This window comes from Fictibacillus sp. 26RED30, assembly GCF_015903845.1.
Lineage (GTDB): Bacteria > Bacillota > Bacilli > Bacillales > Fictibacillaceae > Fictibacillus > Fictibacillus phosphorivorans.
The window spans coordinates 2,152,692-2,179,646 of record NZ_JACZDV010000001.1; the positions used below are offsets into that span (position 1 = coordinate 2,152,692).

Annotated in this window: 32 protein-coding genes and 1 pseudogene; 12 read left to right on the forward strand and 21 right to left on the reverse strand. The window is 38.4% G+C overall.

The genetic code is table 11. The features are described from left to right. Nucleotides 1-10 precede the first annotated feature (10 nt). Both IHV11_RS10960 and IHV11_RS10965 read right to left on the reverse strand, forming a co-directional pair. Nucleotides 11-1,234, reverse strand: a complete 1,224-nt coding sequence (locus tag IHV11_RS10960) for an MDR family MFS transporter (protein ID WP_197194628.1) — start codon at nucleotides 1,232-1,234, stop codon at nucleotides 11-13. A 374-nt stretch (nucleotides 1,235-1,608) separates the two neighbouring features. After that, nucleotides 1,609-2,241, reverse strand: coding sequence for a DsbA family oxidoreductase (locus IHV11_RS10965; protein WP_197194629.1), 633 nt, complete (start codon nucleotides 2,239-2,241; stop codon nucleotides 1,609-1,611). A 369-nt stretch (nucleotides 2,242-2,610) separates the two neighbouring features. Between IHV11_RS10965 and IHV11_RS10970 the strand changes: the two genes are divergently transcribed. Together IHV11_RS10970 and IHV11_RS10975 are read left to right on the forward strand one after the other, a co-directional pair. Further along, complete coding sequence (locus tag IHV11_RS10970; RefSeq protein WP_197194984.1) at nucleotides 2,611-3,270, forward strand: deoxynucleoside kinase; 660 nt, start codon at nucleotides 2,611-2,613, stop codon at nucleotides 3,268-3,270. 48 nt (nucleotides 3,271-3,318) lie between these two features. Then, nucleotides 3,319-3,537, forward strand: coding sequence for a hypothetical protein (locus IHV11_RS10975; RefSeq protein WP_197127434.1), 219 nt, complete (start codon nucleotides 3,319-3,321; stop codon nucleotides 3,535-3,537). Nucleotides 3,538-3,559: 22 nt separating this feature from the next. Here the strand turns inward: IHV11_RS10975 and IHV11_RS10980 are convergent, their stop codons facing one another. From IHV11_RS10980 to IHV11_RS11000, 5 genes are all read right to left on the reverse strand, one after another. Then, nucleotides 3,560-3,907, reverse strand: a complete 348-nt coding sequence (locus IHV11_RS10980; RefSeq protein WP_197127433.1) for a hydrolase — start codon at nucleotides 3,905-3,907, stop codon at nucleotides 3,560-3,562. A 56-nt stretch (nucleotides 3,908-3,963) separates the two neighbouring features. After that, a complete protein-coding gene (locus tag IHV11_RS10985; protein ID WP_197194630.1) occupies nucleotides 3,964-4,899 on the reverse strand; it encodes a magnesium transporter CorA family protein in 936 nt (311 codons plus the stop codon). Between the two features lie 85 nt (nucleotides 4,900-4,984). Then, nucleotides 4,985-5,359 carry a cupin domain-containing protein gene (locus tag IHV11_RS10990; RefSeq protein ID WP_197194631.1) on the reverse strand — a complete coding sequence of 125 codons (375 nt, stop codon included), beginning with the start codon at nucleotides 5,357-5,359 and terminating at the stop codon, nucleotides 4,985-4,987. A gap of 11 nt (nucleotides 5,360-5,370) precedes the next feature. Beyond that, nucleotides 5,371-5,793: a DUF1992 domain-containing protein gene (locus IHV11_RS10995; RefSeq protein ID WP_197190402.1), complete on the reverse strand. Its 423-nt coding sequence runs from the start codon at nucleotides 5,791-5,793 to the stop codon at nucleotides 5,371-5,373. 222 nt (nucleotides 5,794-6,015) lie between these two features. After that, a complete protein-coding gene (locus IHV11_RS11000; protein WP_197194632.1) occupies nucleotides 6,016-6,972 on the reverse strand; it encodes an ABC transporter substrate-binding protein in 957 nt (318 codons plus the stop codon). A 184-nt stretch (nucleotides 6,973-7,156) separates the two neighbouring features. Here IHV11_RS11000 and IHV11_RS11005 point away from each other — a divergent pair, with 184 nt between their 5' ends. The 6 genes from IHV11_RS11005 to IHV11_RS11030 all read left to right on the forward strand — a co-directional run bounded on the left by IHV11_RS11005 (nucleotide 7,157) and on the right by IHV11_RS11030 (nucleotide 11,886). Then, complete coding sequence (locus tag IHV11_RS11005) at nucleotides 7,157-8,167, forward strand: FecCD family ABC transporter permease (RefSeq protein ID WP_197194633.1); 1,011 nt, start codon at nucleotides 7,157-7,159, stop codon at nucleotides 8,165-8,167. Then, nucleotides 8,164-9,207: a FecCD family ABC transporter permease gene (locus IHV11_RS11010; protein WP_197127427.1), complete on the forward strand. Its 1,044-nt coding sequence runs from the start codon at nucleotides 8,164-8,166 to the stop codon at nucleotides 9,205-9,207. Before IHV11_RS11005 ends, IHV11_RS11010 begins: the two co-directional genes overlap by 4 nt. Before the next feature lie 16 nt (nucleotides 9,208-9,223). Beyond that, the gene (locus IHV11_RS11015; protein WP_197194634.1) at nucleotides 9,224-10,042 is read left to right on the forward strand and encodes an ABC transporter ATP-binding protein; all 819 of its coding nucleotides are present in this window, start codon (nucleotides 9,224-9,226) and stop codon (nucleotides 10,040-10,042) included. Beyond that, the gene (locus tag IHV11_RS11020) at nucleotides 10,017-10,775 is read left to right on the forward strand and encodes an IucA/IucC family C-terminal-domain containing protein (protein WP_197127425.1); all 759 of its coding nucleotides are present in this window, start codon (nucleotides 10,017-10,019) and stop codon (nucleotides 10,773-10,775) included. Before IHV11_RS11015 ends, IHV11_RS11020 begins: the two co-directional genes overlap by 26 nt. Before the next feature lie 88 nt (nucleotides 10,776-10,863). Then, nucleotides 10,864-11,148, forward strand: coding sequence for a hypothetical protein (locus tag IHV11_RS11025; protein WP_197127424.1), 285 nt, complete (start codon nucleotides 10,864-10,866; stop codon nucleotides 11,146-11,148). A gap of 15 nt (nucleotides 11,149-11,163) precedes the next feature. After that, entirely contained in the window at nucleotides 11,164-11,886 is a 723-nt protein-coding gene (locus tag IHV11_RS11030) for a hypothetical protein (protein WP_197194635.1), read from the forward strand. Nucleotides 11,887-11,923: 37 nt separating this feature from the next. Here IHV11_RS11030 and IHV11_RS11035 read toward each other — a convergent pair whose 3' ends face one another. From IHV11_RS11035 to IHV11_RS11045, 3 genes and pseudogenes are all read right to left on the reverse strand, one after another. Beyond that, nucleotides 11,924-12,286 (reverse strand): cupredoxin domain-containing protein, encoded by a 363-nt coding sequence (locus tag IHV11_RS11035; RefSeq protein ID WP_197127422.1) that lies wholly within the window; start codon nucleotides 12,284-12,286, stop codon nucleotides 11,924-11,926. A gap of 116 nt (nucleotides 12,287-12,402) precedes the next feature. Next, nucleotides 12,403-12,720 (reverse strand): annotated as a pseudogene (locus IHV11_RS11040) (redoxin domain-containing protein); the annotation flags it as partial. Between the two features lie 15 nt (nucleotides 12,721-12,735). Further along, nucleotides 12,736-12,918 (reverse strand): hypothetical protein, encoded by a 183-nt coding sequence (locus IHV11_RS11045; protein ID WP_197194636.1) that lies wholly within the window; start codon nucleotides 12,916-12,918, stop codon nucleotides 12,736-12,738. A 125-nt stretch (nucleotides 12,919-13,043) separates the two neighbouring features. On the opposite strand from IHV11_RS11045, the gene IHV11_RS11050 reads away from it, so the two are divergent. Then, nucleotides 13,044-13,751 carry a thermonuclease family protein gene (locus IHV11_RS11050; RefSeq protein WP_231620231.1) on the forward strand — a complete coding sequence of 236 codons (708 nt, stop codon included), beginning with the start codon at nucleotides 13,044-13,046 and terminating at the stop codon, nucleotides 13,749-13,751. A 46-nt stretch (nucleotides 13,752-13,797) separates the two neighbouring features. Here the strand turns inward: IHV11_RS11050 and IHV11_RS21485 are convergent, their stop codons facing one another. The 6 genes from IHV11_RS21485 to IHV11_RS11080 form a co-directional block, all read right to left on the reverse strand. Beyond that, nucleotides 13,798-14,079 carry an adhesin gene (locus IHV11_RS21485; protein ID WP_197190408.1) on the reverse strand — a complete coding sequence of 94 codons (282 nt, stop codon included), beginning with the start codon at nucleotides 14,077-14,079 and terminating at the stop codon, nucleotides 13,798-13,800. A 150-nt stretch (nucleotides 14,080-14,229) separates the two neighbouring features. Then, nucleotides 14,230-14,424 carry a hypothetical protein gene (locus IHV11_RS11060; protein WP_191752709.1) on the reverse strand — a complete coding sequence of 65 codons (195 nt, stop codon included), beginning with the start codon at nucleotides 14,422-14,424 and terminating at the stop codon, nucleotides 14,230-14,232. A 156-nt stretch (nucleotides 14,425-14,580) separates the two neighbouring features. Further along, nucleotides 14,581-15,165, reverse strand: coding sequence for a DedA family protein (locus tag IHV11_RS11065; RefSeq protein ID WP_197127418.1), 585 nt, complete (start codon nucleotides 15,163-15,165; stop codon nucleotides 14,581-14,583). Between the two features lie 249 nt (nucleotides 15,166-15,414). Next, on the reverse strand, nucleotides 15,415-15,765 hold the full coding sequence (locus IHV11_RS11070) for a fluoride efflux transporter FluC (RefSeq protein WP_197194638.1): 351 nt from the start codon (nucleotides 15,763-15,765) through the stop codon (nucleotides 15,415-15,417). Continuing rightward, the gene (gene crcB, locus IHV11_RS11075) at nucleotides 15,762-16,151 is read right to left on the reverse strand and encodes a fluoride efflux transporter CrcB (protein WP_197194639.1); all 390 of its coding nucleotides are present in this window, start codon (nucleotides 16,149-16,151) and stop codon (nucleotides 15,762-15,764) included. The genes IHV11_RS11070 and crcB overlap by 4 nt, the downstream gene beginning before the upstream one ends. A 46-nt stretch (nucleotides 16,152-16,197) precedes the next feature. Beyond that, nucleotides 16,198-16,620 (reverse strand): CBS domain-containing protein, encoded by a 423-nt coding sequence (locus IHV11_RS11080; protein WP_191752712.1) that lies wholly within the window; start codon nucleotides 16,618-16,620, stop codon nucleotides 16,198-16,200. Nucleotides 16,621-16,868: 248 nt separating this feature from the next. Here IHV11_RS11080 and IHV11_RS11085 point away from each other — a divergent pair, with 248 nt between their 5' ends. Continuing rightward, complete coding sequence (locus IHV11_RS11085; RefSeq protein ID WP_197194640.1) at nucleotides 16,869-17,831, forward strand: metal ABC transporter solute-binding protein, Zn/Mn family; 963 nt, start codon at nucleotides 16,869-16,871, stop codon at nucleotides 17,829-17,831. 37 nt (nucleotides 17,832-17,868) lie between these two features. On the opposite strand, the gene IHV11_RS11090 is transcribed toward IHV11_RS11085, so the two are convergent. From IHV11_RS11090 to IHV11_RS11100, 3 genes are all read right to left on the reverse strand, one after another. Beyond that, nucleotides 17,869-19,692 carry an ABC transporter ATP-binding protein gene (locus IHV11_RS11090; RefSeq protein WP_197194641.1) on the reverse strand — a complete coding sequence of 608 codons (1,824 nt, stop codon included), beginning with the start codon at nucleotides 19,690-19,692 and terminating at the stop codon, nucleotides 17,869-17,871. Nucleotides 19,693-19,698: 6 nt separating this feature from the next. Further along, nucleotides 19,699-21,462 carry an ABC transporter ATP-binding protein gene (locus IHV11_RS11095; RefSeq protein ID WP_197194642.1) on the reverse strand — a complete coding sequence of 588 codons (1,764 nt, stop codon included), beginning with the start codon at nucleotides 21,460-21,462 and terminating at the stop codon, nucleotides 19,699-19,701. A gap of 172 nt (nucleotides 21,463-21,634) precedes the next feature. After that, the gene (locus tag IHV11_RS11100) at nucleotides 21,635-22,186 is read right to left on the reverse strand and encodes a copper resistance CopC family protein (RefSeq protein ID WP_197194643.1); all 552 of its coding nucleotides are present in this window, start codon (nucleotides 22,184-22,186) and stop codon (nucleotides 21,635-21,637) included. 221 nt (nucleotides 22,187-22,407) lie between these two features. On the opposite strand from IHV11_RS11100, the gene IHV11_RS11105 reads away from it, so the two are divergent. Beyond that, on the forward strand, nucleotides 22,408-22,494 hold the full coding sequence (locus IHV11_RS11105) for a YjcZ family sporulation protein (protein ID WP_082820548.1): 87 nt from the start codon (nucleotides 22,408-22,410) through the stop codon (nucleotides 22,492-22,494). Between the two features lie 302 nt (nucleotides 22,495-22,796). On the opposite strand, the gene IHV11_RS11110 is transcribed toward IHV11_RS11105, so the two are convergent. Both IHV11_RS11110 and IHV11_RS11115 read right to left on the reverse strand, forming a co-directional pair. Continuing rightward, nucleotides 22,797-24,884, reverse strand: a complete 2,088-nt coding sequence (locus IHV11_RS11110) for a peptidoglycan D,D-transpeptidase FtsI family protein (RefSeq protein ID WP_197194644.1) — start codon at nucleotides 24,882-24,884, stop codon at nucleotides 22,797-22,799. A 140-nt stretch (nucleotides 24,885-25,024) separates the two neighbouring features. Continuing rightward, on the reverse strand, nucleotides 25,025-26,080 hold the full coding sequence (locus IHV11_RS11115; protein WP_197194645.1) for an EAL domain-containing protein: 1,056 nt from the start codon (nucleotides 26,078-26,080) through the stop codon (nucleotides 25,025-25,027). Nucleotides 26,081-26,175: 95 nt separating this feature from the next. Between IHV11_RS11115 and IHV11_RS11120 the strand changes: the two genes are divergently transcribed. Next, the gene (locus IHV11_RS11120) at nucleotides 26,176-26,955 is read left to right on the forward strand and encodes an ABC transporter permease (RefSeq protein WP_197194646.1); all 780 of its coding nucleotides are present in this window, start codon (nucleotides 26,176-26,178) and stop codon (nucleotides 26,953-26,955) included.

Consider the following 26,955-nt stretch of genomic DNA (forward strand, 5'->3'; position numbering starts at 1 on the left):
TTCCCCTTTCTTATGTTGAAGCAGATTGTTGTTCAAGAAGCGTTTTGCGGATGCCTTCTCCATATTGAAAGAACGGTAAGGAAAGTAAGGAGATAAGCGTAAGAATGCCAAACACATAAAATCCTTGTTCAAATCCAAACGTGCTTAACAGTAAACCACCAATCCAAGGTCCCGCGCTGAAGCCAATCGATCGAAAAGACATCGCCCCAAAATATGTACCTCTCATATGCTCAGGTGCTAAATCATCTAATAATACATCACTCATTACGAACACAATTATTTCTCCCACTGTAAGAAATATCATACTAATCATGAGAAAAATCCAATTCGTTGAAAGTCCGAATCCAAGCAAAGCTAGACTAAATGCAAAACTTCCAAATCGAAGTGCATTCATGGGCTGAAATCGTCTTACATAGTTAGTGACCGGAAACTGTAAAAGCAGCACAGTAATTGCATTTGTAACGACTAGGTAGGCAAATAGCTTAACACCATTTTCAAATTGAGGAGCATTCCCTATATATTGCGCTAGCGTAGTATCCATTTGTGACTGTGCCATCATAACAATTGTGTTGCCGATTAGAAAAAAAGCAAGCACTCTATCTCTTGAAAGAACACCAATGGCAGACTTGATGGAAAACTTCCTTTCTTCTCCACCTTTCAACTCAGTTGAGTAGCCTCTCAATGTGAATACAATCAATAATGCATACAATAAATATGCTACAGCCGTAATGTAGAAAGCTTGAGTTGAATTTGATGTACCAAGCTGTGTCCCTACAACCGGACCAATCGCAGCACCGACATTGATCGCAAAGTAACGAGCATTGAAGACATGAAGCCGGTTTTCCTTTGTCGTTACATCCGCAAGCAATGCTCTTGATATTGGTTCAAACCATGAGCGACAAAGCCCGTTTAACATGTTCAATAAAAAGAAATGCCATACTAGATCGGCTACAGCAAACCCAACAAAGACGGCACTCCATGTAAATATAGCAACTGTCATCACAGGCAGTCTTCCTATACGATCGGATAGATAGCCTCCGAAGAAACCACCGAACGTGCCAGTTAAAGCACTTACTCCTATAATCAATCCAACCATAGCTGGATCGATTCCTTTTTCATTGTACAAATAAATGGCTAAGAATGGCATTGTCATAAAGAATGCCGCTCGTGTAAATAGTGTTCCAGCAACAATTACGATTACTGCAGGATGCCACTTTCTAAGTAAACCCCTCATCTCCATTCCTTCTCTCTTCTATTTCTGTTACCTACTCTATCATTTTTTTATAGTGATAGCGTAGAAAATTTACATTTTTTGAAACTTTTCTATTTTTCCTTCGTCATATATAGGTGTACCCCCCTTTCCCGAAAAAAGCCCTCCCCTAATTAAGGGCTTTTTTCATTTTTAAATGAATGCCTTTAGTCCGTCAGCGCGACTTTGTCACAAAGTGATAACGTTTATCAAAAAAATCACATATTCGTCCATAATGAATTGGAGATTGATATATTATAGACATCCCTATCAACAACCCCCTTTTTTCATTGTTAAGAACGAAAGAGAGCGCTAAGAAGGACGACCTTCTAAGCGCTCTTTTTTCATTATTTTCACTTTCATTCACATTCGTCGCCATCACAAAATTCAAATTTCGCATCCCTAATTGCACCTCTTAATGCACGTTCGATATTTGCTTGAGGATGCAGGCCTTTTAGTACTCGCTCACCAATAATAATGGTAGGAACAGCAGTGATGTTCAGATCTTCTACAGCTTCTTTTAAATACTTTTCTCTTTCTTGATTAAATTCACGGTATTCCAAAGCGTGTTGAAATGCGTTCCCATCGAGACCCACTTCTTCGGCGATCTTACGAAGTACGGTGATCTTTCCGATATCTTCACCCTTTTGATAAAAAGTTTTAAAAACAAGATGTGCATACTCTCTTTCCTTGTTGTATTCTTTGGCAAATAACAGTCCTTCATGTGCGTAGAAAGTATGTGGTTGAGGTGACACATCTGGCAAAATCATATTAACACCCATTTTTTTTGATAAAGGCTGAACGGACTCCTGCCACGAACGCTGTAGATATTCTTCATCAGCTCGTAACGTTTCTTGCGGAAATGGTCTGAGTTCATATGGCATCCACTCAATTTCAACATCTTTACCTTCAGTTGCTTTTAATAGCGGCGTTTCAGCTAAGAAACAATATGGACACACAAAATCAGAATATACTTTTATATGAATGGTCATGTTTATATCCCCTTTAGTTAAACCTCAGTTCTGCTTTTTAATATGTTTTCACTTTTGAAGCTTATGATATTTACATAATGATCATAGTTCAAGCAATAAGTCTTAATCTCCACCGCTCTTTCAAATCTCATATCATCCTACAGCAGTACGTATTCGTGTTTGATCAGAAAATCCCCCATTAAGTCTTATTTCTTAATGAAACAACCTCTGTTCACCTTTTGTATTACATGATATATTTAGAAAGGCTTTATTACTTACATACCATATATTGATTTTTGAACTTATGAATACATACGTTTTACACTAGTCCCGCATCACTGATTTCAGAGCAGATGATGCACCATTTTAGGAGGATATACCGTGATTTTAATGGCAGGTATGATCGGTACAGGCAAGTCTACATATGCTGAATTTTTGAGCGAGCAGCTTGGGAGTTCTATCTTTTATGAAAGCGTCGTTGACAATCCTATTTTACCCGATTATTACAAAAACCCGAAGCGCTGGGCTTTCCCGCTTCAAATTTATTTTTTGAACACACGTTTTAAGACCATCCGAGAAGCTCGTACAAGTTCAGATAACGTTCTTGATCGTAGCCTTTATGAAGATTTAATTTTTGCCGAACTGAATTTTGATTCCGGAAACATGACACAGCTTGAATTTGACACGTATAAAGATTTACTTGAAACGATGATGAACGAGATCGACAAAACACCAAAATCACGTCCTGATTTACTTATCTATTTGGATAGTGATATTGAGACTGTATTAAGTCGTATCCGTCAAAGAGGTCGTTCATACGAACAAGTTGATGAAAACCCAGAACTTTTGGCATATTATCGAACACTTCATGCTAAATACAAAGAATGGATTAAAGCCTACGATAAAACGCCTGTATTGATGATTGAGAGCGATCAGTACAACATTTTTGATACAAATGATCAGGATAAGATTCTTACACTTGTAAAGAATGAACTGGCACGACTGGATTCATTGAAGCAACCTTCTTTTCTTATGCATGAAAGCCTATAAAACCACAAACACTATTAGGACAAACAAGGTTTAAGGAGTGAACACAAATTGTTTACATTGTTCTTTATTTTGTTATCTGTCCTTGTAGCTGCAGTAGGTCTCTGGTGGACGATGAAAATCGCAAAAAAACAAAAAATGTATACGGAAGATGAAGTAAATCCTGCTGTATCAAGACATACTGCATTGTTGAATCCTGTATTTATTGCACTCGCCGGCTTCACACTCGTGATTGGCCTCATCATCTACATTGCCTATTTTGTCTACTAAGAACTTAAAGACCAAAAGACATTTAGTCTTTTGGTCTTTTTTCTAAATCTTGTGGTTTCTCAGGATTCCAAAAACTCATACTTTCAATAAATTGTCTTGTTTCCTCTTGACCGAGATCATGAATCATCTGATACGCTTCTCTTAGTTTTTCATCATACCTGTCGTTGTCTGAGTCGTTTGAATAAGGTACGTATGGTAAGTGTGACCTCACAAAAGTATCATTTGCCGTACTGTCCAGCTCACTAAACTTTCTTTCAAGATGTCTTACGTCTTCATCAGAAGCAGAAATTTCAAACTGAAAAGTAGAAGCAGTTTTGATGGGAAGGATCTCACCAGTTTCAACATTAATGTAATACGGTCTTTTTTCCATTCTACACGTCCTCCTTTTTTCTTTATTTTCCTCAGCTCATACATTTTTATGTAAAATCACCACCATCTTTTCTTTCTAAAATAGCTCATGATTATGATAGCGAGAGCTAAACAAAGAGTTAACACGTAGAAATAACCATATCGCCATTTAAGTTCAGGTATATATTCAAAATTCATTCCATAAAGACCAGCAATAAATGTGAGAGGTATGAATACCGCACTAACCAAGGTCAAAGTTTTCATGATTCTATTCATGTGATCGGACTTCAAAGACATTTGAAGATCTAGAATACCTTTTAGATTTTCTTTAAAACTGTCAAAAGCAGCAGTTACCCTTGAAAAAGAGGATAGCAAATCCTTAAAGTAAAAACCTGACTCTTCATTTGCATATTCAAAGTCATCATGTCCCATTTTCTGAATGATGCTCTCTTCAGCTTCAACATATTGTCTAAGCTTGTGCAAACGAGTCTTCCAGCGGTAGACATCTCGCCCGATCTCACGTTTCTGTGGGTCGATAAACACACTTTTTTCAAGCTCTAAAAACTCATCCGAAAGTTGATCTACTACTTCTAGATAAGAACTTACAATATCCTTCATCAGATAGTACAACATATAACTAACATGCTTCATGTGCTCGGGATTGCTCGTGAAATCATTAACAAGTTGTTCCCTAAAAGATATTTCATGTTCACTCATGACAATTAAATAGTTCTTACCGATTAATAGGTTAAGCCTTATTGGTTCATAATTTTCTGTTGCTAAATAAAACGTTGAAACAACAGCGTGATTTGCATAGACATTCAATTGTGGATGTTCCGAAAAACTCATAAAAGCATGTTTGGCTAACGGATGAAGATCAAGCTGCTCTAATATTTCGTCTTGATTCATTTCTTCAGGAGATTGATAAAACATCCAAATCGTTTCTTCTTCTTTTGGCATTACAAAGTGTTCAATGCGTACAGATTGATTCGTGGTCTCTTTATACATTAACATCTCATTACTCCTGCGCTTTTTCTTCTATCTTTCCCATAAGATGAGATTCACATGACAAAAAAATAACCCTTTATCCAATTAGAGGTTAAAGGGTCACTGTACTAATACTTTTTACTTTTTTCACTACAACTCTATCTCCTTGCGCAGGTGGCTGAGAAGTTAAAAGAAACTCAACAGGCAAACTTGTCTCGTTACGAACTTGATGGGTTGTTCCTGCCGGAATAGCTATTCCTTGATGCGCGGTAAGTGTAATTTCTTCTCCATCTTTTTCGATCAACAATTCTCCGTTTAACACAAAGAAGAATTGATGTGAAAACACATGATAATGTCTCACCTCAGCTGTTTGAGGGGGCATTCTTTCTTGTATGATGCTTAGGTTATCTTGCTTTAGAAGGTGCCAGCCATCACATGCATCTCCCCATTGATAATGTTCAGCATTTAATGTACTTTTCTTTGACATACACCCTCCAATTATTTCTTCAAAACGTCCTCCAGATTTATCTTCATCCTTTGTGCACTAGGCGGACAAGTTAAATTATACTGAAAGACTTTTTGGTTAATGGTCTCTACTGTCTTTTTGATGTTAAATTCTACTGTGTACGTTTTTAGTTCCTCTTTTAGTACGTCTATCTCCTGACCAAGTTTCACCCAATTCGGGAGAATGTTATTATCTTTCATTACTTTATGAAGGCGCTTTTCAGGATTATAAGCAAGATCTTCATCAAGCTGGAGTGGCTTCCCTAATCCATCTAGATTATCGAATGCACCTTCTTTACGTGCACGGTTAACGATGGCTGTGATGTGATCTTCGTAAAACCAAGCATTTGTTTGCTCGTCTTTCATTAAGATCTCACGTTGCTGCAGTTCCTTTTCAAGCGACGTTTTCTTTTCCATCACACAAACCTCCAGGAATAAATTTTGTCTACACTTATACTTTATGTTTTTTATCCCTTTTCCCTTGGAAAACTTATGGCAGATTTATTGCGAATTTGTGTACAAATTAAGAACGCCTTTCCTCCTGGTTATCTTCATCCATGTTCAATTTTTAAGTAAAAACTAGAGTTGACTTGAAGAAGAAAAAAGGAAGCGACTGCTCGCTCCCTCTTTATTACACACTTATTTTTTTAAGAAGTACTTCTCCAGATCATCTAACATTAAGTTTGCAGCCTTTACTCCACCAGCTGTATTCCAGATTGCATCACTTACTTTGTACGCTTTATCTGCTTTAACAACATCAAGGTTTTTCCAAAGCGGGTTACCTGTCCATTCTTTTTCTGTATCAGTCGCTTTTCCATCTCCAGCTTCGTACGTAAAGTAGAACAGAATGTCACCATTCATATCAGGAATACGTTCTTGTGTTACTTCTTCCATAAAATCATCCTTGTTCTGATCACCAGGACGTGCAAATCCAACTTGATCAAGAATTACACCAGAGAAAGAATCTTTGTGATAGATACGAGATGTTCCAGGCAAGAAACGAACCACTGAAACTTCTGTTTTTAATTGATCCGCTGCCTTTTTCTTCATATCCTCAATACGCTTGTCGAATGCAGCTAGAACTTCTTTTCCTTTTTCTTCTTTATTTAATGCTTTTGCATATAGTTCGAAGTTGATCTTCCAATCACCACGAAGCTCTTCTGAAAATACAGTTGGTGCAATTTTGTTTAGTTCGTCATATTGTTTCTCTTGACGCTGTTTGTTTCCGATGATTAAGTCAGGCTTTAAAGCTGCGATCTTCTCAACGTTCACAGCACTTTCGTCACCTACTACTTCAACGCCATCCATGTCACTCTTAATATGATCATACCAAGGATCACCTAACCAAGATTTAACAGCTCCAACTGGTTTTACCCCAAGAGCTAGTACTGCTTCAGTACCTTCGTTTGTTAAGACAACCACTCTCTTGTTTTCCTTAACTTCTGTTGTCCCCATTGCATGTTCTACTTTATAGCTCTCAGAAGATCCTTCTGATTTTTCTTCTTTTTCTTTATCTTTCCCGCCGCATGCTGCCAATGCAAGCATTAACGTTAACACCGCTGCGAGCGCAAGCCATTTGTATGTAATTTTTTTCATTCTATTTTCTCTCCCCTTTTTATAATGTAAATGATAATGAGAATCAATTACAATTCGTATCATAATATGTTATGAATACGTTGTCAACAACTAAATGATAATGATTTTCAAAGTCATTGACAGAAACCTACTTTACTTTTAAACTGATAAATGAGAATAACTTTCATTAATAAAAGAGGCTCTAATGAACGGAATATTATACGGAAATAAATTGAAGACTGCCGGGCTTATCGTTGGCATACTAATCGCGCTCATTATTATGGTCTTGAGTGTTGTGCTGGGTTATACGAACACTTCACTAAAACAAGCTATTGAAGCGTATACGGCTTTTAACGGTTCGAACGAACATTTAATTATTCAACTATCTCGAGTCCCGCGTTCACTTGTAGGTATGGCTGTTGGAATCTCTTTAGGGATCGCCGGCGTTCTCATGCAAGCGCTCACTCGAAATCCAATTGCATCTCCGGATATATTTGGTGTTAATGCCGGTGCTGGATTCTTTATTGTTTTTGGCGTTACTTTCCTAGGAGTATCATCCATACAACAATTTATGTGGATCGGTTTCTTAGGAGCTGCAGTTGCTGCAGGATTGGCTTATGCATTAGGTTCTTCTGGCCAAGGTGGACTTACACCTGTTAAATTGACACTTGCTGGAGCTGTTATGGCCGCTCTTTTTGCATCACTCACGCAAGGTATGCTCGTTACCAATGAAAAAGCACTAGATGAGGTTCTATTCTGGTTAGCTGGTTCAGTAGAAGGAAGAAAACTTTCTATGCTAGTCGCGGTCTTACCTGCACTTGTTATCGCTTGGGTGATTTCCCTCTTATTATCAAGGCAGTTAAATGCCTTTGCGCTTGGAGAGGAAGTAGCCATCAGTTTAGGTCAAAAAACAGTAGTTTTTAAACTAGCAGCCGCTCTCATGGTTATCATACTAGCTGGAGGATCAGTTGCAATTGCTGGCCCTATCAGTTTCATAGGAATTGTTGTTCCTCATTTTGCTAGGTATCTTGTAGGAAATGATCACCGCTGGATTGTGCCATACTCTGCTATTATAGGTGGCATTATGCTCGTCGTTGCAGATATTGGCGCACGTTATATCATCATGCCTGAAGAAGCACCTGTTGGAGTTGTAACAGCCCTGATCGGTACACCATTCTTCATCTATATTGTTCGAAAAGGAATTTTTCAAAAATGAGAAAGTACTGGGTCTTACAGCGTAAATCATTTTCTTTTTTAATTGATAAAAAAACGACTGTTAGCATAATTGCCTTAACACTAGCAGCAATAGCTGCCATGCTAATAAGTATCGGTGTCGGTGATATGTATATCGCACCGTGGGATGTATTCAATGCATTAATCGGAACAGGGCTAGATATTAACCAGCTCATCATTACTGAATTTAGGCTGCCGAGGGTATTAGTCGCATTTATTGCAGGAGCCTCACTCGCTCTTTCGGGTGCTATCTTGCAAGGTATTATTCGTAACCCACTAGCCTCTCCCGATATGATCGGAATAACAGGTGGTGCAGGTTTTGCTGCAGTTGCCTTTCTAACGATGTTCAGTGATGATTCAAACAACCTTTTATTAAGTATTAATTATTTACCACTGTTTGCTTTTGGTGGCGCTACTATCGTTGCTTTCTTAATTTATGCATTAGCTTGGAAAGACGGAGTTACACCTATTCGTCTCATATTAATAGGAATCGGACTCATGGCTTTATTACAGGCTCTAACAACGCTCATGATGCTTATGGGACCAATCTATAGAGCGAGTCAGGCCACAATATGGCTTACTGGAACGGTGTACGGTACTTCTTGGAACGAAGTAAAAGCATTGCTGCCTTGGTTTATTGGATTGATTCCAATCTTAGTACTTCTCGTCCGCCGTTTGAACATTCAAGGATTCGGTGATGACCTTACAAAAGGAGCAGGAATCTCCGTTCATCGTGAACGTTTCTTACTTTTAATGGTCTGTACAGCTCTTGCAGGTTCAGCAGTCGCGTTTGCAGGGGCGATGGGGTTTGTTGGTCTTATCGGACCACATATCGCTAGAAGAATTTCAGGATCATCGTTCGGCGGCTTGTTTCCAGCTTCAGCCTTGATCGGGGGTATCATGGTCGTATTGGCAGACCTTGCCGGACGTACCTTATTCTCACCTTTAGAAGTACCCGCCGGTGTTTTTACAGCGGCGATCGGTGCTCCCTACTTTATCTATCTTTTATTTAAAAACCAATAACAGGAGTGGATGACAGATGGCTGTAATAACAACCTCTAACCTAACATTAGCTTATGGAAAAGAACCGATTATCGACGAGTTGAACCTACAGATTCCTAAAGGTAAGATTACCGTCTTGATCGGAAGCAATGGTTGTGGAAAATCCACTCTGTTACGTTCTATGGCAAGACTCTTAAACCCTAAAGGTGGTCATGTATTGCTAAACGGTAAAGACGTTGCGAAACGTTCTACAAAACAAGTAGCAAAAGAACTAGCAATCTTGCCGCAAGGACCAATTGCTCCTGAAGGATTAACTGTACTGCAGCTCGTTAAACAAGGACGATTCCCTTATCAATCATGGCTGCAGCAATGGTCACGAGAAGATGAAGAAGCCGTAATGAACGCACTTGATGCTACAAACCTTCTTCCTTTTATGGAAACATCAGTCGATTCACTTTCAGGTGGTCAGCGTCAACGAGCGTGGATTGCTATGACATTAGCGCAAGGAACAGAAACCATTCTTTTAGATGAACCTACTACTTACTTAGACATGACACATCAAATTGAGATTCTCGACCTGCTTTTTGAGTTAAATGAAAAAGAAAAGCGAACAATAGTTATGGTACTTCATGATTTAAATCTTGCTTGCCGGTATGCTCATCATATTGTAGCGATTCAAGATAAAACCGTCTACGCACAGGGTGCACCTGAAGAAATTATGAACGAACAATTAGTAGAAGATGTATTTCAGATGGCGAGTTCTGTGATTCCTGATCCAGTTTTCGGCACACCAATGTGTATTCCATATGGAAAGGGGCGAGTCGTTCGACATGTCAATACTCCTCAGTACGCCTAAGTCAAACGGTTGGACAGCAGAAGAAAAAAAGCATATCAGTTCGAACTATCGCTTCTCTTTTCAAGCGCCGTATGAGAATGAAGTTGTCGTTTCTGCCGAACAACTGTTGAGCTCTGATAATCTGCTTCAATTTTTGGATCAAACAGGACCTCGTATCGGTTCAAACAAACGCCCTGTAACAGCGTCTCTATTCTTTAAACGCTATGCGTATTGCAGTTTAACTTCCTGTTTATATGGGATGACCATCCTGAACAAGTCATTTGATATGAACATAAAAAATGTCTATCTTATCGATCACAACTCTGACAGCATGTGGCTTCCATCATTCACACTGAAAGATGCATCTGCTCGCATTGCTGACGAAAATAGAGCAGATTGGCGATCTTCAGTTATTGAAACACTTTTTAAAGAGAACATGTCAGTCATGTTGAATCATATCGCAAGCACTGCACGCATTTCAAAAGCAACTCTTTGGGAGAACGCGTGGATCTACATACGCTGGGTTTATGAAACGTGGTTAAATGAAGAACATCCAGCAGAAGTTATGAAAAGAATCCAAGAAGATTATGCATTCTTTATGGAAGCTCATGCTTTTCATTTTGGGTTAACGAAAAACCCTTTCCATCGCTTTGCAGCTCCTATTGGCTGCGGACCTACTAAGACCCGTAAGACTTGCTGCCTTTATTACAAAACAGATAACGGGACTTGCTGTTCTACATGTCCAAAGCGATAAAATCGAGACTTTCTGTCCTCGATTTTTTGTTTTTTCTTTATCAATTACGGGTAATTTAGTATAGATAGATTGATTGGAGGCGATTGTATTGATGTGGTTATGGATTTTCTTAGCTATATGCGCAGCTGCAGCTCTATTTATTTTAATTCCAGGAATTAAGGCTATGAAGGAGTCAATGAGTACCGTTCAACAAATGAAGAGCACCGGTGACAGCATTACCGCTCGTATGAACGATGTAAAAACACAGCAGCAACTTCTTCAAGAAAAGAAAGATTACTTAAGATATGACATCTACCAAAAGAAAAATAGTTTTTCAGCTGTTAAAGAAGGATTCACAGATTTAAAAGATACCTTTAAGAAAATAAAAAACTAAAGGAATATGATAACCATGCGGATTACAACTTTTGTAATGGCTGCGATCGAACAGCCTGGTGATGAAATATTGAGTGAATTGTACGAGGAAGAATTGCCCTCTTATGAAATCTCAAAAAAAGGGTTGTACACCCTATATTCCTTGGAGTCTGGTGAACGGTTAATTAAGGACGAAAACGATACGTGGTATGTGTGTGCTTCTTTCGAAAGAAAAACGTTTCACGAGATCAAATATGGCAGACAGCTCTTTCCACCGCCTTACACGGATATTCCCATTGAACAACTACCTTTTGTAGAGTTGCTGCAGCGATATAAATGGACCCCGTTAAACGCGCATTACGATAAAGCGCTATGCCATGTCGTCGCCGTAGTAGATGACATTGATTCCGTGCCTCTAGAATTCCAATCAAGATTGGCACACGCTGATGGTGATGATGATCCACAAGTGGCACACTCTCTTCATTACATAGAATCTAAGCTGAACGGTAAGCGCACACGTTTCATTTCAGGATGGGAATCCCATTCTTTTGCAACGATAACGGAAAGTCACGAATTTGCTCAAAATATACTTATTCCTACTTCTTCTTGGCTCTATCTTTTGTATTATGAACATTTTCGCCATCATAGAGGTGCGATTCCTTCAGACCAGATGATGCCAAGATTATTAGGTAATCTGTGGGCTTCTACAGGAAATGAAGTTCCTTACAATAAGGCGGTTCTGCAGATTAAAAAGATATAATGAAAGCCTCTAGCTTTTATAGCTAGAGGCTGATTATTTATTTTACAACTAGTTTTGATACCATATCTGCATGACCGTTTCCACAAGGAACGCTGCATCGTAATGTATATTCACCAGGCTTTAAATTTACGACATCAGAAGAACCACCTGTTACGTTCACGTCTTCTCCCTCAATCATGACCGCGTGGTTACCATCAACGTTTTCTAGTTTAAGAGCTACGTCTTTATTTGCTGGTATCTCATACTCTTTTTTATCGAATTTAAAATTAGTAGCTTCAATTGTAATCGTTTCTTCCGCATTCTTAGTGCTTTTTTCTTTGTCTTTTCCTCCACCGCAAGCTGCCAGTATGCCAATAGCAAGAACTGCGATCGCTGCAAGCCAAAAAGATTTTTTAAGCATGGAAAATCCCTCCTAGAGTGTTTCTACTATCATTATAACCCCATTTTATAACAACTAGTATGGAGAAACTGTGACAGATAACGAATTCTGAAAAAAATAGGCCGTTGGTTGCCAGACTATTTCTCTAACTTCTTATATTCTTCATGAATCTGTTTAGACGTTTTTTTGATCTCTTCTCCCCAATGGTCGTTCACCTCTGTAACGATAACCTTTCCTTCCTTATCGATCAGTGCGTAACCACGTTTAGCTACACTGTCCCCTTTCATATCCAAATGGTCAATGAGCTTAAATTCCGGATCAGATAAAAACGGAAAAGCAGGTTTCATCTCTTTGTGAAGGAAAGACAGATGCTCAACCGTATCAGAGCTTACCGCATAGATATTTACATCCATATCCTTAAATTTACCTATATTTTCATTCAGCTGAACCAGCTGCTTTTGGCAGAGACCTCAGCCAGCTGTAGTAAATAAAAAGATGAGTGATGGTTTGTCAGATGGGAAAACAACTACAGGTTCACTGTTTTGATTCTCTAGCTTTGCTTCTTTTAATTTTGAATCGTTTCCACATCCCGCTGTAACAAGCATTAGAATAGTTACTACACACATACTGAGATTTCTATATATCTTTTTCAAGTGAATCCCCTTTCTTACGTTTCAAAAGAATGATTTATGATAATCTGTAATCTCTACGACCTATCATTTATTATAATAGTAAATGGTAAAGCATATTCAATCAATTAAATATGAAGGATGTTTATATGTTAAAAAAGAAATTGCTAGTCTCTATTATTAGTATCGTGTTCCTTATGTCTGCCTGTAGTTATTTGACTTCTAACGATGAACAACGAATTCCTGTAAAAGTTGAAAAGGTTGTTGACGGAGATACGATAAAAGTTCGAGTAGATGGTAAGTTAGAAACGGTTCGCTTTCTGCTCGTTGATACACCAGAAAGTGTTCATCCTTCTAAACCCGTACAGCCTTTTAGCAAAGAAGCTAGTAAACACACAGAAAATATGCTAGAAGAAGCTGATGTTCAGTTAGAGCTTGGAATAGGAGAACGAGATAAGTACGGTCGTCTTCTCGCTTATGTCTATGCAGATGGACAAAGCGTTCAAGAAAGCCTGCTAAAGAAAGGATTCGCACGTGTAGCCTATGTGTTCGAGCCGAATACGAAGTATGTAGATCAGTATGAAAGTATTCAAAAGCAAGCCCAGAAAGATGGTGTTGGTATTTGGAGCTTAGAGAACTATGTTCAAGAAGAAGGTTATGTTTCAGATAATGGTGAAGAGAAACCACAACACAAATCACAAAATGAAGATTGTACGATAAAAGGTAACATCAGCTCTTCTGGAGATAAAATTTATCATCTGGAGAGTGGCCGTTATTATAAAGTGACAAAGCCCGAATTATGGTTTTGCACAGAAAAAGAAGCGATGGATTCGGGATTTAGAAAATCTAAACAATAATAAAAACCGCTGATGACTTTTAAAAAGTCATCAGCGGTTTGATTTGTTAACAACAATCGTCCTGTCCAAGCATCACGAGACCTGATCCATATTTAGAATCTTCAAAGTCTAATTTTAACGCAGAAGTCTGCTCTTTGATCCTTGGATCAAACGCTACACGAATCCCGTTGATCTCTTCGATAATATCAGAGTTTTCCGGCTCATCCAGAGCCAGGCCAAGCTTAGGACCTCCTCAGCCCATTCCTGAAAAGTAAACTCTTATTCCATTGGCGTTGTTCATTTCAAGCACTTCTTCAATATACTTCTTTGCGCTTAATGTTATATCCATAACCATCACCTCTTACAAGAAGTATAACGCAGAAGTGAGGTTATCGTCTAAGAAAGGGCTTGATCCATTCCACTTATAAACCAAATGCAATGGTGGTATAATCCAATCGTGTCCACTGTAGATGTACAAAATTAGTGAAAGTGTAATTGTCTAGGGTCTGTCCCCCCCTCGCAGTTGTTTTAGCACTTGCTCAATGTCTCCAGGGGTGAATCCACAGATCTCCATCGCTTCAGTCACTTTCGCAGCGATATTTTCTTTCCCTTGGTGTTCTTTAATGCGCAGAAGCAACTCATTAACTTTAGCTGCATTGTATGTTTCATGATAACTCTTAATAAATGTATCCATCTCAATTCCTCCCCTTTCGTTTTATATTGCGGTAGCGATATATATGTTGTGTACAACTCTCGTTAGAATTTGTCTATACGTTATTTGAAGAATAATAAAAAAAGCCCGGTACATAAATACCAGGCCATTACGTGTAAGACAATATGACAGCGATGATTATTTCTTCTTTACTTTATAAAGAATAAACAAAAAGATGACAACAACAGCTATGATCATGATTCCGCGTGTATAAGGAGCTGCAATCGTTTTAATATCCTCCCAGTTAGAACCAAGACGGCTGCCTAATTCAATAAAGAAAATTGACCATGGAATAACAGCTAATGTTGTGAACAACGTAAACTTCGCGAATGACATTTTTGCGATTCCCGCTGGAATGCTGATAGCATGTCTCACAACCGGAATAAATCGTGCAAAAAAGATGACACCTGTTCCATATTTATTGAACCATCTTTCAGACAAGTCGATCTGCTTCTTTGAGATTAAGACATACTTTCCATACTTCTCAAGAAACGGACGGCCACCGTAATATCCCATCCAATACAAAAAGAGCTGTGCAATCGTTCCTCCGATCGTTCCAGCAATAACACTCAGCGTGAAGTTTAAGTGCCCCTGTGACACCATATACCCTCCATAAGACAAAACCAGCTCACTCGGGATCACTTCGACCATCAAACCAAGTGCGATCCCAAGATGTCCTAAACTCATAATCCATTCTAATAAAGAAATTACTAAATCTTTCATTATATCTCCTTTAATGTTTTCATTGGCTGTTTTTGTATTCGATGCTGCTTATGAAAGTAATTGATTTCCGTTACAGATGCTCGCTTTCCGCGAGACAGGCGGTGAGCCACATTCGTACGTTTCCGTATAAGTGTCTCACTTGCCCGCCTGTCCCGCAGGAGTCTCACATCTTCCACTACAATCAAAAGTCAAAGAAGGAAATAATACTTAATGCAACAATCTTTTAGGAAACAGCCTTTTGAAAATCTTTCATTTTATGCCGATAACAAAGCCTGTCCAAGCTGCTAGTAGTCCTAATATATATGTAAGGAACAAATACGTTATACCTCTTTTAGCATTACTCTTCAATATAGTAACTGCTTCAAATTGCAAGGTGGAAAAAGTGGTGAGAGCTCCCAAAAAACCAGTCGCATACAGTGAACTCAATAGACCGTCTCCTTCATCTGCCTCTGCCACATACCACCCTAACAGAAGCGATCCAGCGACGTTAACAGCCAACGTTCCCCATGGGAAACCTCTATTTATCCGTTGACTAATTAAAAAACGAACAACTGCACCTACGGCCCCACCTGCTGCTACGGCTATTGTTTGTGCGATCATTGTTCTTCACCTGCTTTGCCATAGTAAATAGAACCTAACTTCATTCCCAAGTAGATAGCGATAACACCTGTAACAGCACTTGCAGAAAAATATAACAATGCCATTGTATACAGCTGATCCTCAACCAGTAATAATATTTCTGTGTTGAAAGTAGAGAATGTTGTAAAAGAACCGATTAAACCAGTCTGTAGAGCTACTATTAAATGGTTGTTGTTTATACGTTTCACACCAAAAACAACAAACCAGCCTAGAATAAAACTGCCAATTACGTTAACCAAAAAAGTAGAAAACGGAAAAGACCCCTGTGGGTGGAAAAGAAAAAGACCGCACCAAAATCGCAGCAGTGCTCCAACTATTCCTCCAAATGCGACTGCAAGTATTTTCACCTAAAATAATCCTCCTATATGTACAAAAAGATTAAGACATTCAGCCTTAATCTTTCGTAACTTCTTTATTCCAGATTAAATTTGCACAATACTTGATAATATCCCGTCTTCTAATAATTCCAATAAAATGGCCGTCATCATCTGTAACGGGTATAAAATTTTGATCGGTAGACAAAGTAATAAGATCTTCCATGTTAGAGTTGATGGAAACAGAGATATTATTTATCCGCTGAGGTACATTCACTAACTTCGTCTTTAATACGTCATCATACCCTTTGTCAAAGGCTTCTCTAAGTTTCCATAACAGATCGCCTTCCGTTAACGTTCCTATGTAACGACCTTCTTCTGAGACGAGAGGCACAGAGGTGTACTTGTGGTAAGATAACTTTTCAAGTGCCTGTCTCATCGTTGCTTCTGGGTTCAAATACTTCACTTCATCTTTAGGCAACAAATAAAAAGCAATATTCATGTTAGTACGCGCTCTCCTTTTTAAGCCTGATTCACGCTTATTAAAACGCTTAGTTAAAAAACATCTTCTTTATTATACCAAAAATGACTTCTACCTGCTTGTAAAATCACTACCCTTTAGAGTTTTCGTTTTAGACTATATATTTCACATCTAGTAAAAAATCTTCCAATACAAGAAATAATATTTTACAAATCGTAATGATTACGTTTATAATGAGTAAGGATTGTTTGAAAGGAGAGAAAGCTAAAATGCGAACGATAAGCTTATTAAGCGTAACGATAATGTTAATTCTATCAGCTGCATGCGGTAATAATAGCACATCTGATCAAAAAGAGGGTACATTGAAGATCTATACAACCATGTATCCATTAGAATATTTCACTGAAAGAATTGGAGGGAAACATGTAGAAGTATCTTCTATTATACCTCCTGGTGCTGATGCACACACGTATGAACCTTCTACAAAAAAGATGGTTGAAATGACTGAAGGTGATGCTTTCGTTTACAACAAACTCCCGTCTGATGAATTCTCATCTTCCGTTGCAGATACATTAAAAGAAGAAGATATGCCTATCATTGATGGCGCAAAAGGAATATCCTATCATGAATCTGCAGAACATGAAGGCGAAGAGCATGCTCATGAAGAAGAAAATCATGCTCATGAGGAAGAAGGACATCATGATCATGGTTCTTTAGATCCTCATATTTGGCTTGATCCTGTTCTCGCACAGCAGATTGCAGATAATATTTATAACGGACTCGTAAAATTAAATCCTGATGCAAAAGCTGAATTTAAAAAGAATCATAAAGCACTAGTTGCTGATTTAGAGAAATTGGATTCAACGTTTAAAACAAAAGTGGAAGAAGCACCAAAGAATTCGTTCATCGTATCTCATGCTGCATACGGATATTGGGCAGAACGCTACGGCCTTGAACAAATAGCAATCAGCGGTCTCTCACCATCACATGAGCCAAGTCAGCATCAGATCGAGAAGATTATTGAAAACGCAAAAAAAGAAAAGACCAGCTATATTTTATTTGAAGAGAACGTGAATAATAAAGTAGCTGCGATGATCAAAAAAGAAGTCGGTGCGGAAACATTGACTCTTCATAACTTAGAGACATTAACGAAAGACGACATTAAAAAAGAGCGAGATTATCTATCCATCATGAACCAAAACATTGATACACTTTCAAAAGCATTACAATAAACAAAAACGCCTAGGAAAAAAATTTCCCAGGCGTTTTTTATATCGCATCAAGCATCTTAAACTGAGATACGACAAGGTGATAATAAATGCCTTCTGCATGCATAAGCTCCTCATGACTTCCTTGCTCCATAATCTCACCGTGATCGAGAACGACGATATTATCTGCCTCTCTGATCGTAGAAAGTCGATGTGCAATGATGATCGCTGTTCTTCCCTTTAAAAGCGTCTTTAAGGCTTGTTGTATCTTTTGTTCAGATTCGGTATCGATACTTGCCGTTGCTTCATCCAGAATCAGAATATTAGGATCTGCAAGAAGTGCTCTTGCAAATGAAAGAAGTTGCCTTTCACCAACTGATAAAACATTTCCTCTTTCCTCTACTTCTGTTTCATAGCCATTCGACAGTCTCTCGATAAATGCATGTGCTCCAACTGCTTTTGCAGCATTCTTAACATCTTCATCGGAAGCACCAGGTCTCCCAAAGCGAATATTCTCTTTAATCGTTCCTGAAAAGATAAAAGTATCTTGAAGAACGACACTTACTTTTTCACGAAGACTCGCTAGATTGACGTCTTTCAAATCTTTTCCATCAATCTGTACCGAACCCGATGTCGGATCATAAAATCTGCTGACTAAGTTCGCGATTGTAGTCTTACCTGACCCAGTATGGCCGACCAGTGCGACGGTCTGACCCCCTTGAATCGTTAGATCGATGCCTTTTAATGCTTTTCGATCAGCGTTATAGGAGAACTCAACGTCCTTAAACTGAATTTCCCCTTTAATTTTTGAAAACGAAAAAGCATCTTCTTTTTCGTGAACATTCGGTTTTTCATCTAAAAATTCAAAGATTCTTTCAGATGAAGCCATTCCTACTAAAAGCTGATTGTAAACTTGCCCAAGTCGAGAGATCGGCTCCCAAAACATACCGAGATAAAAAGCAAACGTAACAAATACCCCAATTTCAAGTGCCTCACCTTGTATCAAGTAGGAACCAAACCACAATAGAATCGCTGTTCCAATCGCATTAGACATTTCAACAAACGGTCTGAACAATGCATTCTGTTGTGTCGCCGTTTTCCAGCTATCATACGTTTCGTTGTTAACTCCATTAAAGAAGCTCATGTTCTCTTTTTCTTGTGTGTACGATTTAGTCACTCGTATCCCCTGTATGCTTTCATTCAGGTGTGAGTTGAGCTTAGCTTGTTTAATACGTACAACTTGCCAAGAGCGTCTGATCTTCTTTCGTAAACTTGTCGAGATGAAGAACATAAGAGGCAAGATCACCATGATCGCTAGTGTCAGCTCTGGGCTGTAGATGAACATGATGACGATGATACCAAACAGAAGAATGATATCCATCAATACGTTGATAACACCGTTCGTGAACAGATCTTGTAAAGAGTTTACGTCGTTAATGATGCGAACAAGAATAGATCCTGCAGAACGCTGATCAAAAAAGCGATGAGACAGGCGCTGTATATGCTTGAACAGATGCTGACGTATGTCGTAGATCACATATTGCCCAAGATAGTTCATCCATTTTATCCGCAAAGTATTCGCACCCCAGGATAAGAGGTAGAGGCCCCCGATCGCAATGATTAATTTCACAAGTAAGTTCGTATCTTTATTCTTGATCGCATGATCAAATGTAAGAACACCTATAAAAATAGGAACTACAAGTCTTACTGCAGTCGAAACCATCATCGCGATGATCGCTTTTGGCAACAAGTTCTTGCTGTAAGGCTTCATGTATTGAAACAACCGAATAATCTGTCCCCAGTTGAACGGTTTATCGATCACTTGTTCAGAAGAATATTTAAAACGAGGCGAATTCTTCGTTTTTAATTTCTTTGAATGCTGCATCCCTCTTTATACCCCCTGCCCGTTCATTTGAAAGACTTTATCTTTATCTTGATACTGAATATCATAAATTTTTCGATACGCTCCTGATTCTTGCTGTATCAACTCTTCATGTGTACCTCGTTCAATTACCTTCCCTTTTGATAGGACGAGTATCTCATCAGCATGTTTTAAAGAAGAGATGCGATGAGCAATAATAAATGTTGTTCGGTCGCTCATCACTTCTTTTAAAGCCTTTTGGATTCTGAATTCTGTCTCCATATCTACAGCACTCGTCGCATCATCAAGTATTAAGATTGTTGGATCGATAAGGATCGCTCTAGCTATTGAAATCCTTTGTTTTTGGCCTCCAGATAGTCCTAGTCCTCTTTCTCCTAATATTGTATCGTAACCATCAGGAAGCTCCATTATAAAGTCGTGCGCTTGAGCTCGTTTTGCTGCATCGATAATATCATCCATATCTGCATATGAGTTACCGTAAGAGATGTTATCTTTTATCGTTGACGAAAACAAAAAGGACTCCTGAAGAACGGTCCCAATGTTTTTCCTGATCGTTCTTAACGAATAATCTTCGAGTGGTTTACCATCTATTAAGATGGTTCCCGATTCAGGATTGTAAAACCTAGATAGTAGTTGGGTAATGGATGTTTTCCCAGAACCCGTGGCACCGATCAATCCAATCGTCTGACCAGGTTTTGCTGTAAAAGAAATATCTTTGAGTGCTTCTTTTTTCTCGTTTTTATAACGATGTGTAACATTTTCGAACGTCACTTCTCCGTGAAAGCGAACCATTTCAAGTTCGCGATCTTTCCCTTCCATCTCAAGAGGTTCGTCTAACACTTCCAACAAACGCTCTCCTGATGCTTTTGATTGAGAGAAAGTGTTCATGATAAACCCAAGATTCATAATGGGTCCCATGATATACCAAACAAGACTAAAGAACGCCACGAGCTCTCCAGCTGTCAGGTTCCCTTGAATAACAAGATAACCACCATAAGCAAGCAGTAAAACGACCGACAGATTTCCGATCAATTCCATTACCGGAAAGTACTTAGCCCAAATATGAGACGTGTTTAAGTACTGAGACTTATAATCTTCATTAGACGTATCAAACTTATTAATCTCAAAATCTTCGCGTGATAACGATTTAACAGTGTTGATTCCGCTAATATTCTCCTGAACCTTCGTATTGAGATTCGCCATAGATTTCCGAATTCCCCGGAAAGCCGGATGAACTTCTTTATCAAACTTGTAAACAACGAGTGCGAGGAAAGGCATCATGCACAGTGTAATGAGTGCTAATGGAACTGAATAGAAGAACATTACGGAGAGACTAAAACCTATGATTAAAACAAAATTTATTAGCTGCGAGAAGCCAAAAGAAAGAAAAAAACGAAAACCTTCAACATCAGCAGTTAACCTCGACATTAAATCTCCAGTCTTTGCATTATCATAATAATCGAATGGCAGAAACTGCAGCTTTTCGTATAAAGATTCACGAAGTTCATAAACAGAACGAATACCGAACAGATCTCCATAAAACTGATGAGTGTATGTAGCTGCCCCTTTTATTACCATCAGAAGTACAAAGCCTAATGCAACATATGGGACGGTTGAATATTCCCCTTTGATAATGATTTCATCGATGGTAAATTGTAAGACCATCGGATAAACAACTGTAATTCCTGACACTAGAATCAAAGTCAAGATCGACCAATAAAAGTACTTTTTATACGGCCAATAAAAATCTTTTAATCTCTTAAATGTATCCACCCTATCACCTACCCCCTTCTGAAAATTAAAAGACAATATACATCATATAACAGAATAGTTAGAAAAAACTATCTATTTGCTCATATTCTTTACTAAAAACAAAATAAATAATTCACTTTGTTATCTTTCCTATAGTACGAAAAAAAGCCTCGATATATTCGAGGCTTTTCCTTTAACGCTTTCTTCTAAATGCAAAGAATGACACGATAGCAATAATGATAATTAAACCAATGGTTAATGGTGCAAAATATGATGGATTATTCGGCTTTTCATTTTTTTCTTGATCATCCAATGCTTTTTCACTATTGTCTTCTTGTTTCTCTTCAGTCCCTTTATCTGTTGTACCCTCTTCTGATGTTTCTTCTTGTTTAGGGCGATCTACAGAAAATGAGTAGTTCCCCTCGATCACATGACTGTCAGCGCCAATGATTTTATACGCTACTGTATAGTTTCCATTTTCAAGCGGATTTGTGATCGCTCCTGTCATTTGATCGTCCTCTACACTAATCTGTAAAGGAATCTCTTTCTCACCGTTTTTTAACGTCATCGTACTTAACGACTCAATCTTCGTTGAAAACGTTAAAACAACCGCTTCAAGATCTGTTGTAACCTTCTCACCTTCTGCAGGAGTAGAAGTTTCTAGTTTAGAATGAGCAGACGCCGATAAAGGCAGTTGGAAAACAATCGTAAATAATAATACTAAAGGTAAAAGTAATTTTTTCATAAGCTGACTCCCTGTTACGTATTTTCTTTCTCTTTTCATTAAAACAAAGAAGATATGTTCTTCACAAGTATCCAGTCTTTACAAATCGTTGACACTTTTATGGTCAAACATACATTTAACGCCTATTTTAATGGAATCTGGGCTCCTGCCCACTTCAATTATGAAAACAGGCATAGGATATATGGAATTAACAATTGCAAGAATTAAAGGAGGAAAAATCGATGGGTTATTCTTATGGCAATTCTTTTGCATTGGTAGTAGTGTTATTTATTCTATTGATTATTGTTGGGGCAGCTTGCTTCTGCTAATAATGAATAGTGTGAAGGGAGAAAACCGGCCATGTGCCGGTTTTTTCTATTTTATAAAGGCTGTTTTCGTATACAAATTTACTTCCCGAAAGTAGTTGATTTCCGCTCCAGGTTGCTCGCTTTCCGCGGGGCAGGCGGTGAGCCACATTTAAGTGTCTCACCTGCCCACCTGTCCCGCAGGAGTCTCGCACCTTACGCTCCAATCAACTGTCATAGACGTAAATAAAAAAGTTTTAAAAGCAACAAACTTTTAAAAAGAACCTTTTTAAAAAAACAAACTGACTAAAAAGAAAAACTCAGCATCATTCTGCTGAGTCTTCTTCGCTGACTTTTTCTAAATTACCGGTTACTGCTGCTGCATTCTCACCGTATTCTTCTTTTAAGTTCCAATACGCTTCTAATGCACGTTGGCCGATGTATTTGTTGATCTTCTGGTTTCCGTTCTGTGGTGTACCTTCTGGAACCACTACGGCAAATGCAATCTCAGGATTCTCAAATGGTGCGTAACCTACAAGCGTAAGATTATGCTTTTCCACAATGTTCCCCGTACGAGGATGTCTTATAATACGTTGAGCCGTTCCAGTTTTCCCTGCTGGATTATGATATTTTTCTTGGTCATCGAAATAGCCTTTAGCAGTACCTCTAGATCCATGCATAACTTGCCAAAATCCATCTTGAACGCGTTCAATGTATTTCTGTTCAACATCAATCTTGTTTAGGATCTCTGGCTCAAATCGCTTTAAGAGTTTACCATGACTTTCTTCATCTGTTGCTGGTTCTCTAATTTCACGAACAAGATGTGGCTTAACACGATATCCATCGTTCGCAATGGTTGATACATATTGAACAAGTTGCATAGTTGTGTATGTATCAAACTGACCGATACCTAAGTCATATAGAGTAGCTGATTCTCCCTCAGGCGGTTTTCCTTCATATCCAACAGCTTCGTTTGGAAAGTCAATTCCTGTTTTTACACCTAAACCATATTGATTAAAAGAATAACGCGCTTCAGCATACGTTTGTGTCCAATGTTCAGGACCAATCATACGATCCATGATGTTAAACATATAAACGTTGGAGGACATCATTAAAGCTTGTAAATCTGTAATAGGTCCCATCGTTCTCCAAGAAGATTTATTCATTCCATTCTTTGTGAAAGGTGTATCTACAATAACTTCTCCCATATGAATCAGTCCTTGTTGAAGACCAGTCAATACGGTAGCTCCCTTTACTGTTGACCCCATCTCATAAGCATCAAACAATGCCCCATAAGAATCATTCGTAAATTTTCCATCTTTGTACTTTTTACCTGCAATCCCTTTTATTTCACCTGTTTTAGGGTTCATCATAACGATGTAAGCTGAGTCTAGAAGATCATTTCCTCCTAGTGGCTTAGCTCGTAAGATTTCTTCCTCAAGAATTTTTTCTAAATGGAATTGCAGCTCCATATCCAAAGTTAATACGATATCTTTTCCACGTTGACCTGGAATCGTTTTAGGTTCACCGATCGTTGCACCTGTTTTTGGATTTGTCAGGTAAACGGATTTTTCTTTTGTGCCTCTTAATACATTTTCGTATTGGTCTTCAAGACCACTGATTCCCACTTGATCGCTTCGATCATATCCCATGCTCATAAAGTAATCTGTTTTGGATTTTGGAATCTGTTTAACTTGTCCAAAAATGGTAGAATCGCCGTACGGATAGATTCTTTTTGAATCCGCCATAATATCTACCCCAGGAAGGTCACCTAAATTTTCTGAGATAACCGAAACTTCCTCGTTGTTCAAGTTCGTTTTAATTCGTTGCGCTGAATACGCATAACCCGTATCCATTGCACGTTTATAAGCCAGAATCTTAATATCTTTATCAGTTAGACTATTGATTTCTTCCTCTGTAATCTTATTGACGAGTGCGATATATTGATCTTTGTCACTTAATTTCTTTTCCTTCTTGCTAAGACGCTCTTCAATCATCTTCGTCACATCTTGTTTCGCGATAAAATAGTCTTTTTTATCGCGTTCTGTGATCTTTTTAATCTGATCTTCTGTAACCCCAAGGCGATCAGCTAGCCATTCTGCAATTCGCATCGTGTCTTTTGCTTTTGTATCTACTGTTTTCGTATATGTTAAAGAAAAGAAAGGTTCATTCCCTACGACCTCACGGAAGTTGCTGTCTAACAGCTTTCCTCGTGGCGCTTCTTTCCTTGCGATAACTTCTTCAACTGCTTCAGACTCTAGCCGTTTTTCCTCTCCATTTACGATTTGGAGAACACCAAGCCTTAAAATAAGGACTGAGAAAAGAAAAAAGACGACCAAAAACAAGACATTTAAACGAAAGGGCACTTGCGATTTTTTCCTCTTTTTTTCCGGATCCGCTTTCGTTACCATCATTCCGCTCCTTTTGGAAATATTCCCGTTAATTTTACAATTATATTACAAAAGCATCTACCTATAGATTACTAGAAGTTGGTCACTATTCCAAGTCATTCGGTAAAAAAACCTTATCTTTTTTTGATAAGGTTCCTGTAAATTTATTGAACAGCTGCAGCTAAAGATTTTGTTGGAACTGGACGGCCAAAAAAGTAACCTTGTGCAAGCTCAACTCCGCATTTAAGTGCGATATCTGCTTCTTCTTTTCTTTCAATTCCTTCAGCAAGTACGACAGCACCTATTTCTCTTGCCACCTCAACGATTTTTTGTATCATATCTTCCTTAGATGCGTCTTCATCACAGAAAGAAACAATTTTACGGTCAATCTTCACATAGTCTGGTTTCAGCTCTTTTAATACAGAAAGTGTTGAATGACCAGCACCCAAGTCATCTAATGCTACTTTCATTCCTTGCTCTTGGTAAGCTTGAAGGATACTTTTTAAATGATCGATGTCTGCGATTTCTTCTGTCTCCACCACTTCAAAGACGAGATCGTTTGGGTCTACTCCTGCGTCAGCTGCTGCTTTAAATGTTGTAGCCAGACAATGCTTTGGGTCGTATATCGATGACGGAAGGAAATTAATGAATCGTTTCAAGCCTGGTGAAACGGCTCCAGCGCTGTTTCGAATAGAAGTCATCCTAGCATTTCCGTCCAACAGCGCCTGAAGACCTGCTCGTTCAGCAAACTGAAAAAGTTCATAAGGTTTGAATTCAAATTCTTCAGTTGATGGACGAAGTAAGAACTCATATCCATAAATCTCTTCGTTTTGTAAAGAAACAATCGGCTGCGAGTGTGTAGTGAAGAGCTGCTGTTGAATAATGTCATACAGATCGATATGCTTCATTCTTTCATAAAATTGCTGAAATGAAATCCAAGGTGTGAAGACGCTCATTTCTTCCAATGCAGAAGTAACTGAACAATAAAATGACCCAACAGCCATTTCGTTAAATGTTTCAAGTGACTTTTCCATGAAAACTTGCAGTTCTATAAGATTGCTATATTTTGCTGATGCAACATTTCCAGAATGAATGCCTACCAAACCGTGCTCTTTAAATAAATTCATCAAACTTTCCACAAGAACGGGATGATCGGTACGGATATGAAAAAAGCCACTCTCCGGAAAATCTCCTGTTGGACGACACTGTGAACATGACATAGAAATAACCTCCAAAAAAAGAATTGCAAACTTTTGTAAAATTTGCTATTTTATATTTCTGCGCTAAAAAATGAAAACTTCATAAAGGGGGACTTATGGTTTATTGGATTCTTTTACAAAAGAGCTTTATGCGTAACATGCAATACAAGGTGGCGCATCTGATCAATAATGCAGCGAGTGCGATCTTCGGATTTGTTTTCATCGCCATATGGGTCGGTGTACTCCAAGGAAAAGAGAATGACAGTCCCTACACTGCCCTAGATATGACCTTTTACATTGCGGCTGTACAATGCATCCTTTGGTTATCCGGTTTCTTAACGGCAGGACTCAATATTCATAACGGAATAAGAAATGGTGCAATCTCTTTAGAACTCGCAAGACCAACAAACTTTTTTCTCTATGTTACCTCTCAAGAAGCTGGAAGATTAATATATAACTTGTTCTTTCGATCTCTTCCTATTGGGCTTGTTTTTTCCTTAACGGTAGGCTTTTATATTCCTCAACACATACTGACTTATTTTTTCTTATGTATTTCTATTCTTTTTGCCATGATCATTTCTATTAACCTGCACTACCTAGTAGGGATAAGTGCATGCTGGACGACTGAGATCGATTGGGCGCATTTTGTAAACTTTACTTTATTGGTTGGACTTGGAGGACAACTTGTACCTATCGATTTACTTCCAACTCCCCTATCTTCTATCACACCCTATTTACCTTTTGCAGGAGCCATCTATTACCCTGTCATGATTTTCCTTGAGAAGAGTTCAAGTGAAGTTATTCTTATCCAGTTGGTTTGGGTCGTGGTCTTAACATGCTTCAACCTATGGCTAACTGAGAAGGCACGCCATAAGTTGGAAATTCAAGGAGGATAA

Excerpts from the sequence above, each read along its gene's own strand:
- IHV11_RS10960 (WP_197194628.1), bottom strand. The coding sequence starts at position 1,234 with ATGAGGGGTTTACTTAGAAAGTGGCATCCTGCAGTAATCGTAATTGTT.
- IHV11_RS10965 (WP_197194629.1), bottom strand. The coding sequence starts at position 2,241 with ATGACCATTCATATAAAAGTATATTCTGATTTTGTGTGTCCATATTGT.
- IHV11_RS10970 (WP_197194984.1), top strand. The coding sequence starts at position 2,611 with ATGGCAGGTATGATCGGTACAGGCAAGTCTACATATGCTGAATTTTTG.
- IHV11_RS10980 (WP_197127433.1), bottom strand. The coding sequence starts at position 3,907 with ATGGAAAAAAGACCGTATTACATTAATGTTGAAACTGGTGAGATCCTT.
- IHV11_RS10985 (WP_197194630.1), bottom strand. The coding sequence starts at position 4,899 with ATGTTAATGTATAAAGAGACCACGAATCAATCTGTACGCATTGAACAC.
- IHV11_RS10990 (WP_197194631.1), bottom strand. The coding sequence starts at position 5,359 with ATGTCAAAGAAAAGTACATTAAATGCTGAACATTATCAATGGGGAGAT.
- IHV11_RS10995 (WP_197190402.1), bottom strand. The coding sequence starts at position 5,793 with ATGGAAAAGAAAACGTCGCTTGAAAAGGAACTGCAGCAACGTGAGATC.
- IHV11_RS11000 (WP_197194632.1), bottom strand. The coding sequence starts at position 6,972 with ATGAAAAAAATTACATACAAATGGCTTGCGCTCGCAGCGGTGTTAACG.
- IHV11_RS11005 (WP_197194633.1), top strand. The coding sequence starts at position 7,157 with ATGAACGGAATATTATACGGAAATAAATTGAAGACTGCCGGGCTTATC.
- IHV11_RS11010 (WP_197127427.1), top strand. The coding sequence starts at position 8,164 with ATGAGAAAGTACTGGGTCTTACAGCGTAAATCATTTTCTTTTTTAATT.
- IHV11_RS11015 (WP_197194634.1), top strand. The coding sequence starts at position 9,224 with ATGGCTGTAATAACAACCTCTAACCTAACATTAGCTTATGGAAAAGAA.
- IHV11_RS11020 (WP_197127425.1), top strand. The coding sequence starts at position 10,017 with ATGTCAATACTCCTCAGTACGCCTAAGTCAAACGGTTGGACAGCAGAA.
- IHV11_RS11030 (WP_197194635.1), top strand. The coding sequence starts at position 11,164 with ATGCGGATTACAACTTTTGTAATGGCTGCGATCGAACAGCCTGGTGAT.
- IHV11_RS11035 (WP_197127422.1), bottom strand. The coding sequence starts at position 12,286 with ATGCTTAAAAAATCTTTTTGGCTTGCAGCGATCGCAGTTCTTGCTATT.
- IHV11_RS11050 (WP_231620231.1), top strand. The coding sequence starts at position 13,044 with ATGTTAAAAAAGAAATTGCTAGTCTCTATTATTAGTATCGTGTTCCTT.
- IHV11_RS11060 (WP_191752709.1), bottom strand. The coding sequence starts at position 14,424 with ATGGATACATTTATTAAGAGTTATCATGAAACATACAATGCAGCTAAA.
- IHV11_RS11065 (WP_197127418.1), bottom strand. The coding sequence starts at position 15,165 with ATGAAAGATTTAGTAATTTCTTTATTAGAATGGATTATGAGTTTAGGA.
- IHV11_RS11070 (WP_197194638.1), bottom strand. The coding sequence starts at position 15,765 with ATGATCGCACAAACAATAGCCGTAGCAGCAGGTGGGGCCGTAGGTGCA.
- IHV11_RS11080 (WP_191752712.1), bottom strand. The coding sequence starts at position 16,620 with ATGAATATTGCTTTTTATTTGTTGCCTAAAGATGAAGTGAAGTATTTG.
- IHV11_RS11085 (WP_197194640.1), top strand. The coding sequence starts at position 16,869 with ATGCGAACGATAAGCTTATTAAGCGTAACGATAATGTTAATTCTATCA.
- IHV11_RS11090 (WP_197194641.1), bottom strand. The coding sequence starts at position 19,692 with ATGCAGCATTCAAAGAAATTAAAAACGAAGAATTCGCCTCGTTTTAAA.
- IHV11_RS11100 (WP_197194643.1), bottom strand. The coding sequence starts at position 22,186 with ATGAAAAAATTACTTTTACCTTTAGTATTATTATTTACGATTGTTTTC.
- IHV11_RS11105 (WP_082820548.1), top strand. The coding sequence starts at position 22,408 with ATGGGTTATTCTTATGGCAATTCTTTTGCATTGGTAGTAGTGTTATTT.
- IHV11_RS11110 (WP_197194644.1), bottom strand. The coding sequence starts at position 24,884 with ATGATGGTAACGAAAGCGGATCCGGAAAAAAAGAGGAAAAAATCGCAA.
- IHV11_RS11115 (WP_197194645.1), bottom strand. The coding sequence starts at position 26,080 with ATGTCATGTTCACAGTGTCGTCCAACAGGAGATTTTCCGGAGAGTGGC.
- IHV11_RS11120 (WP_197194646.1), top strand. The coding sequence starts at position 26,176 with ATGGTTTATTGGATTCTTTTACAAAAGAGCTTTATGCGTAACATGCAA.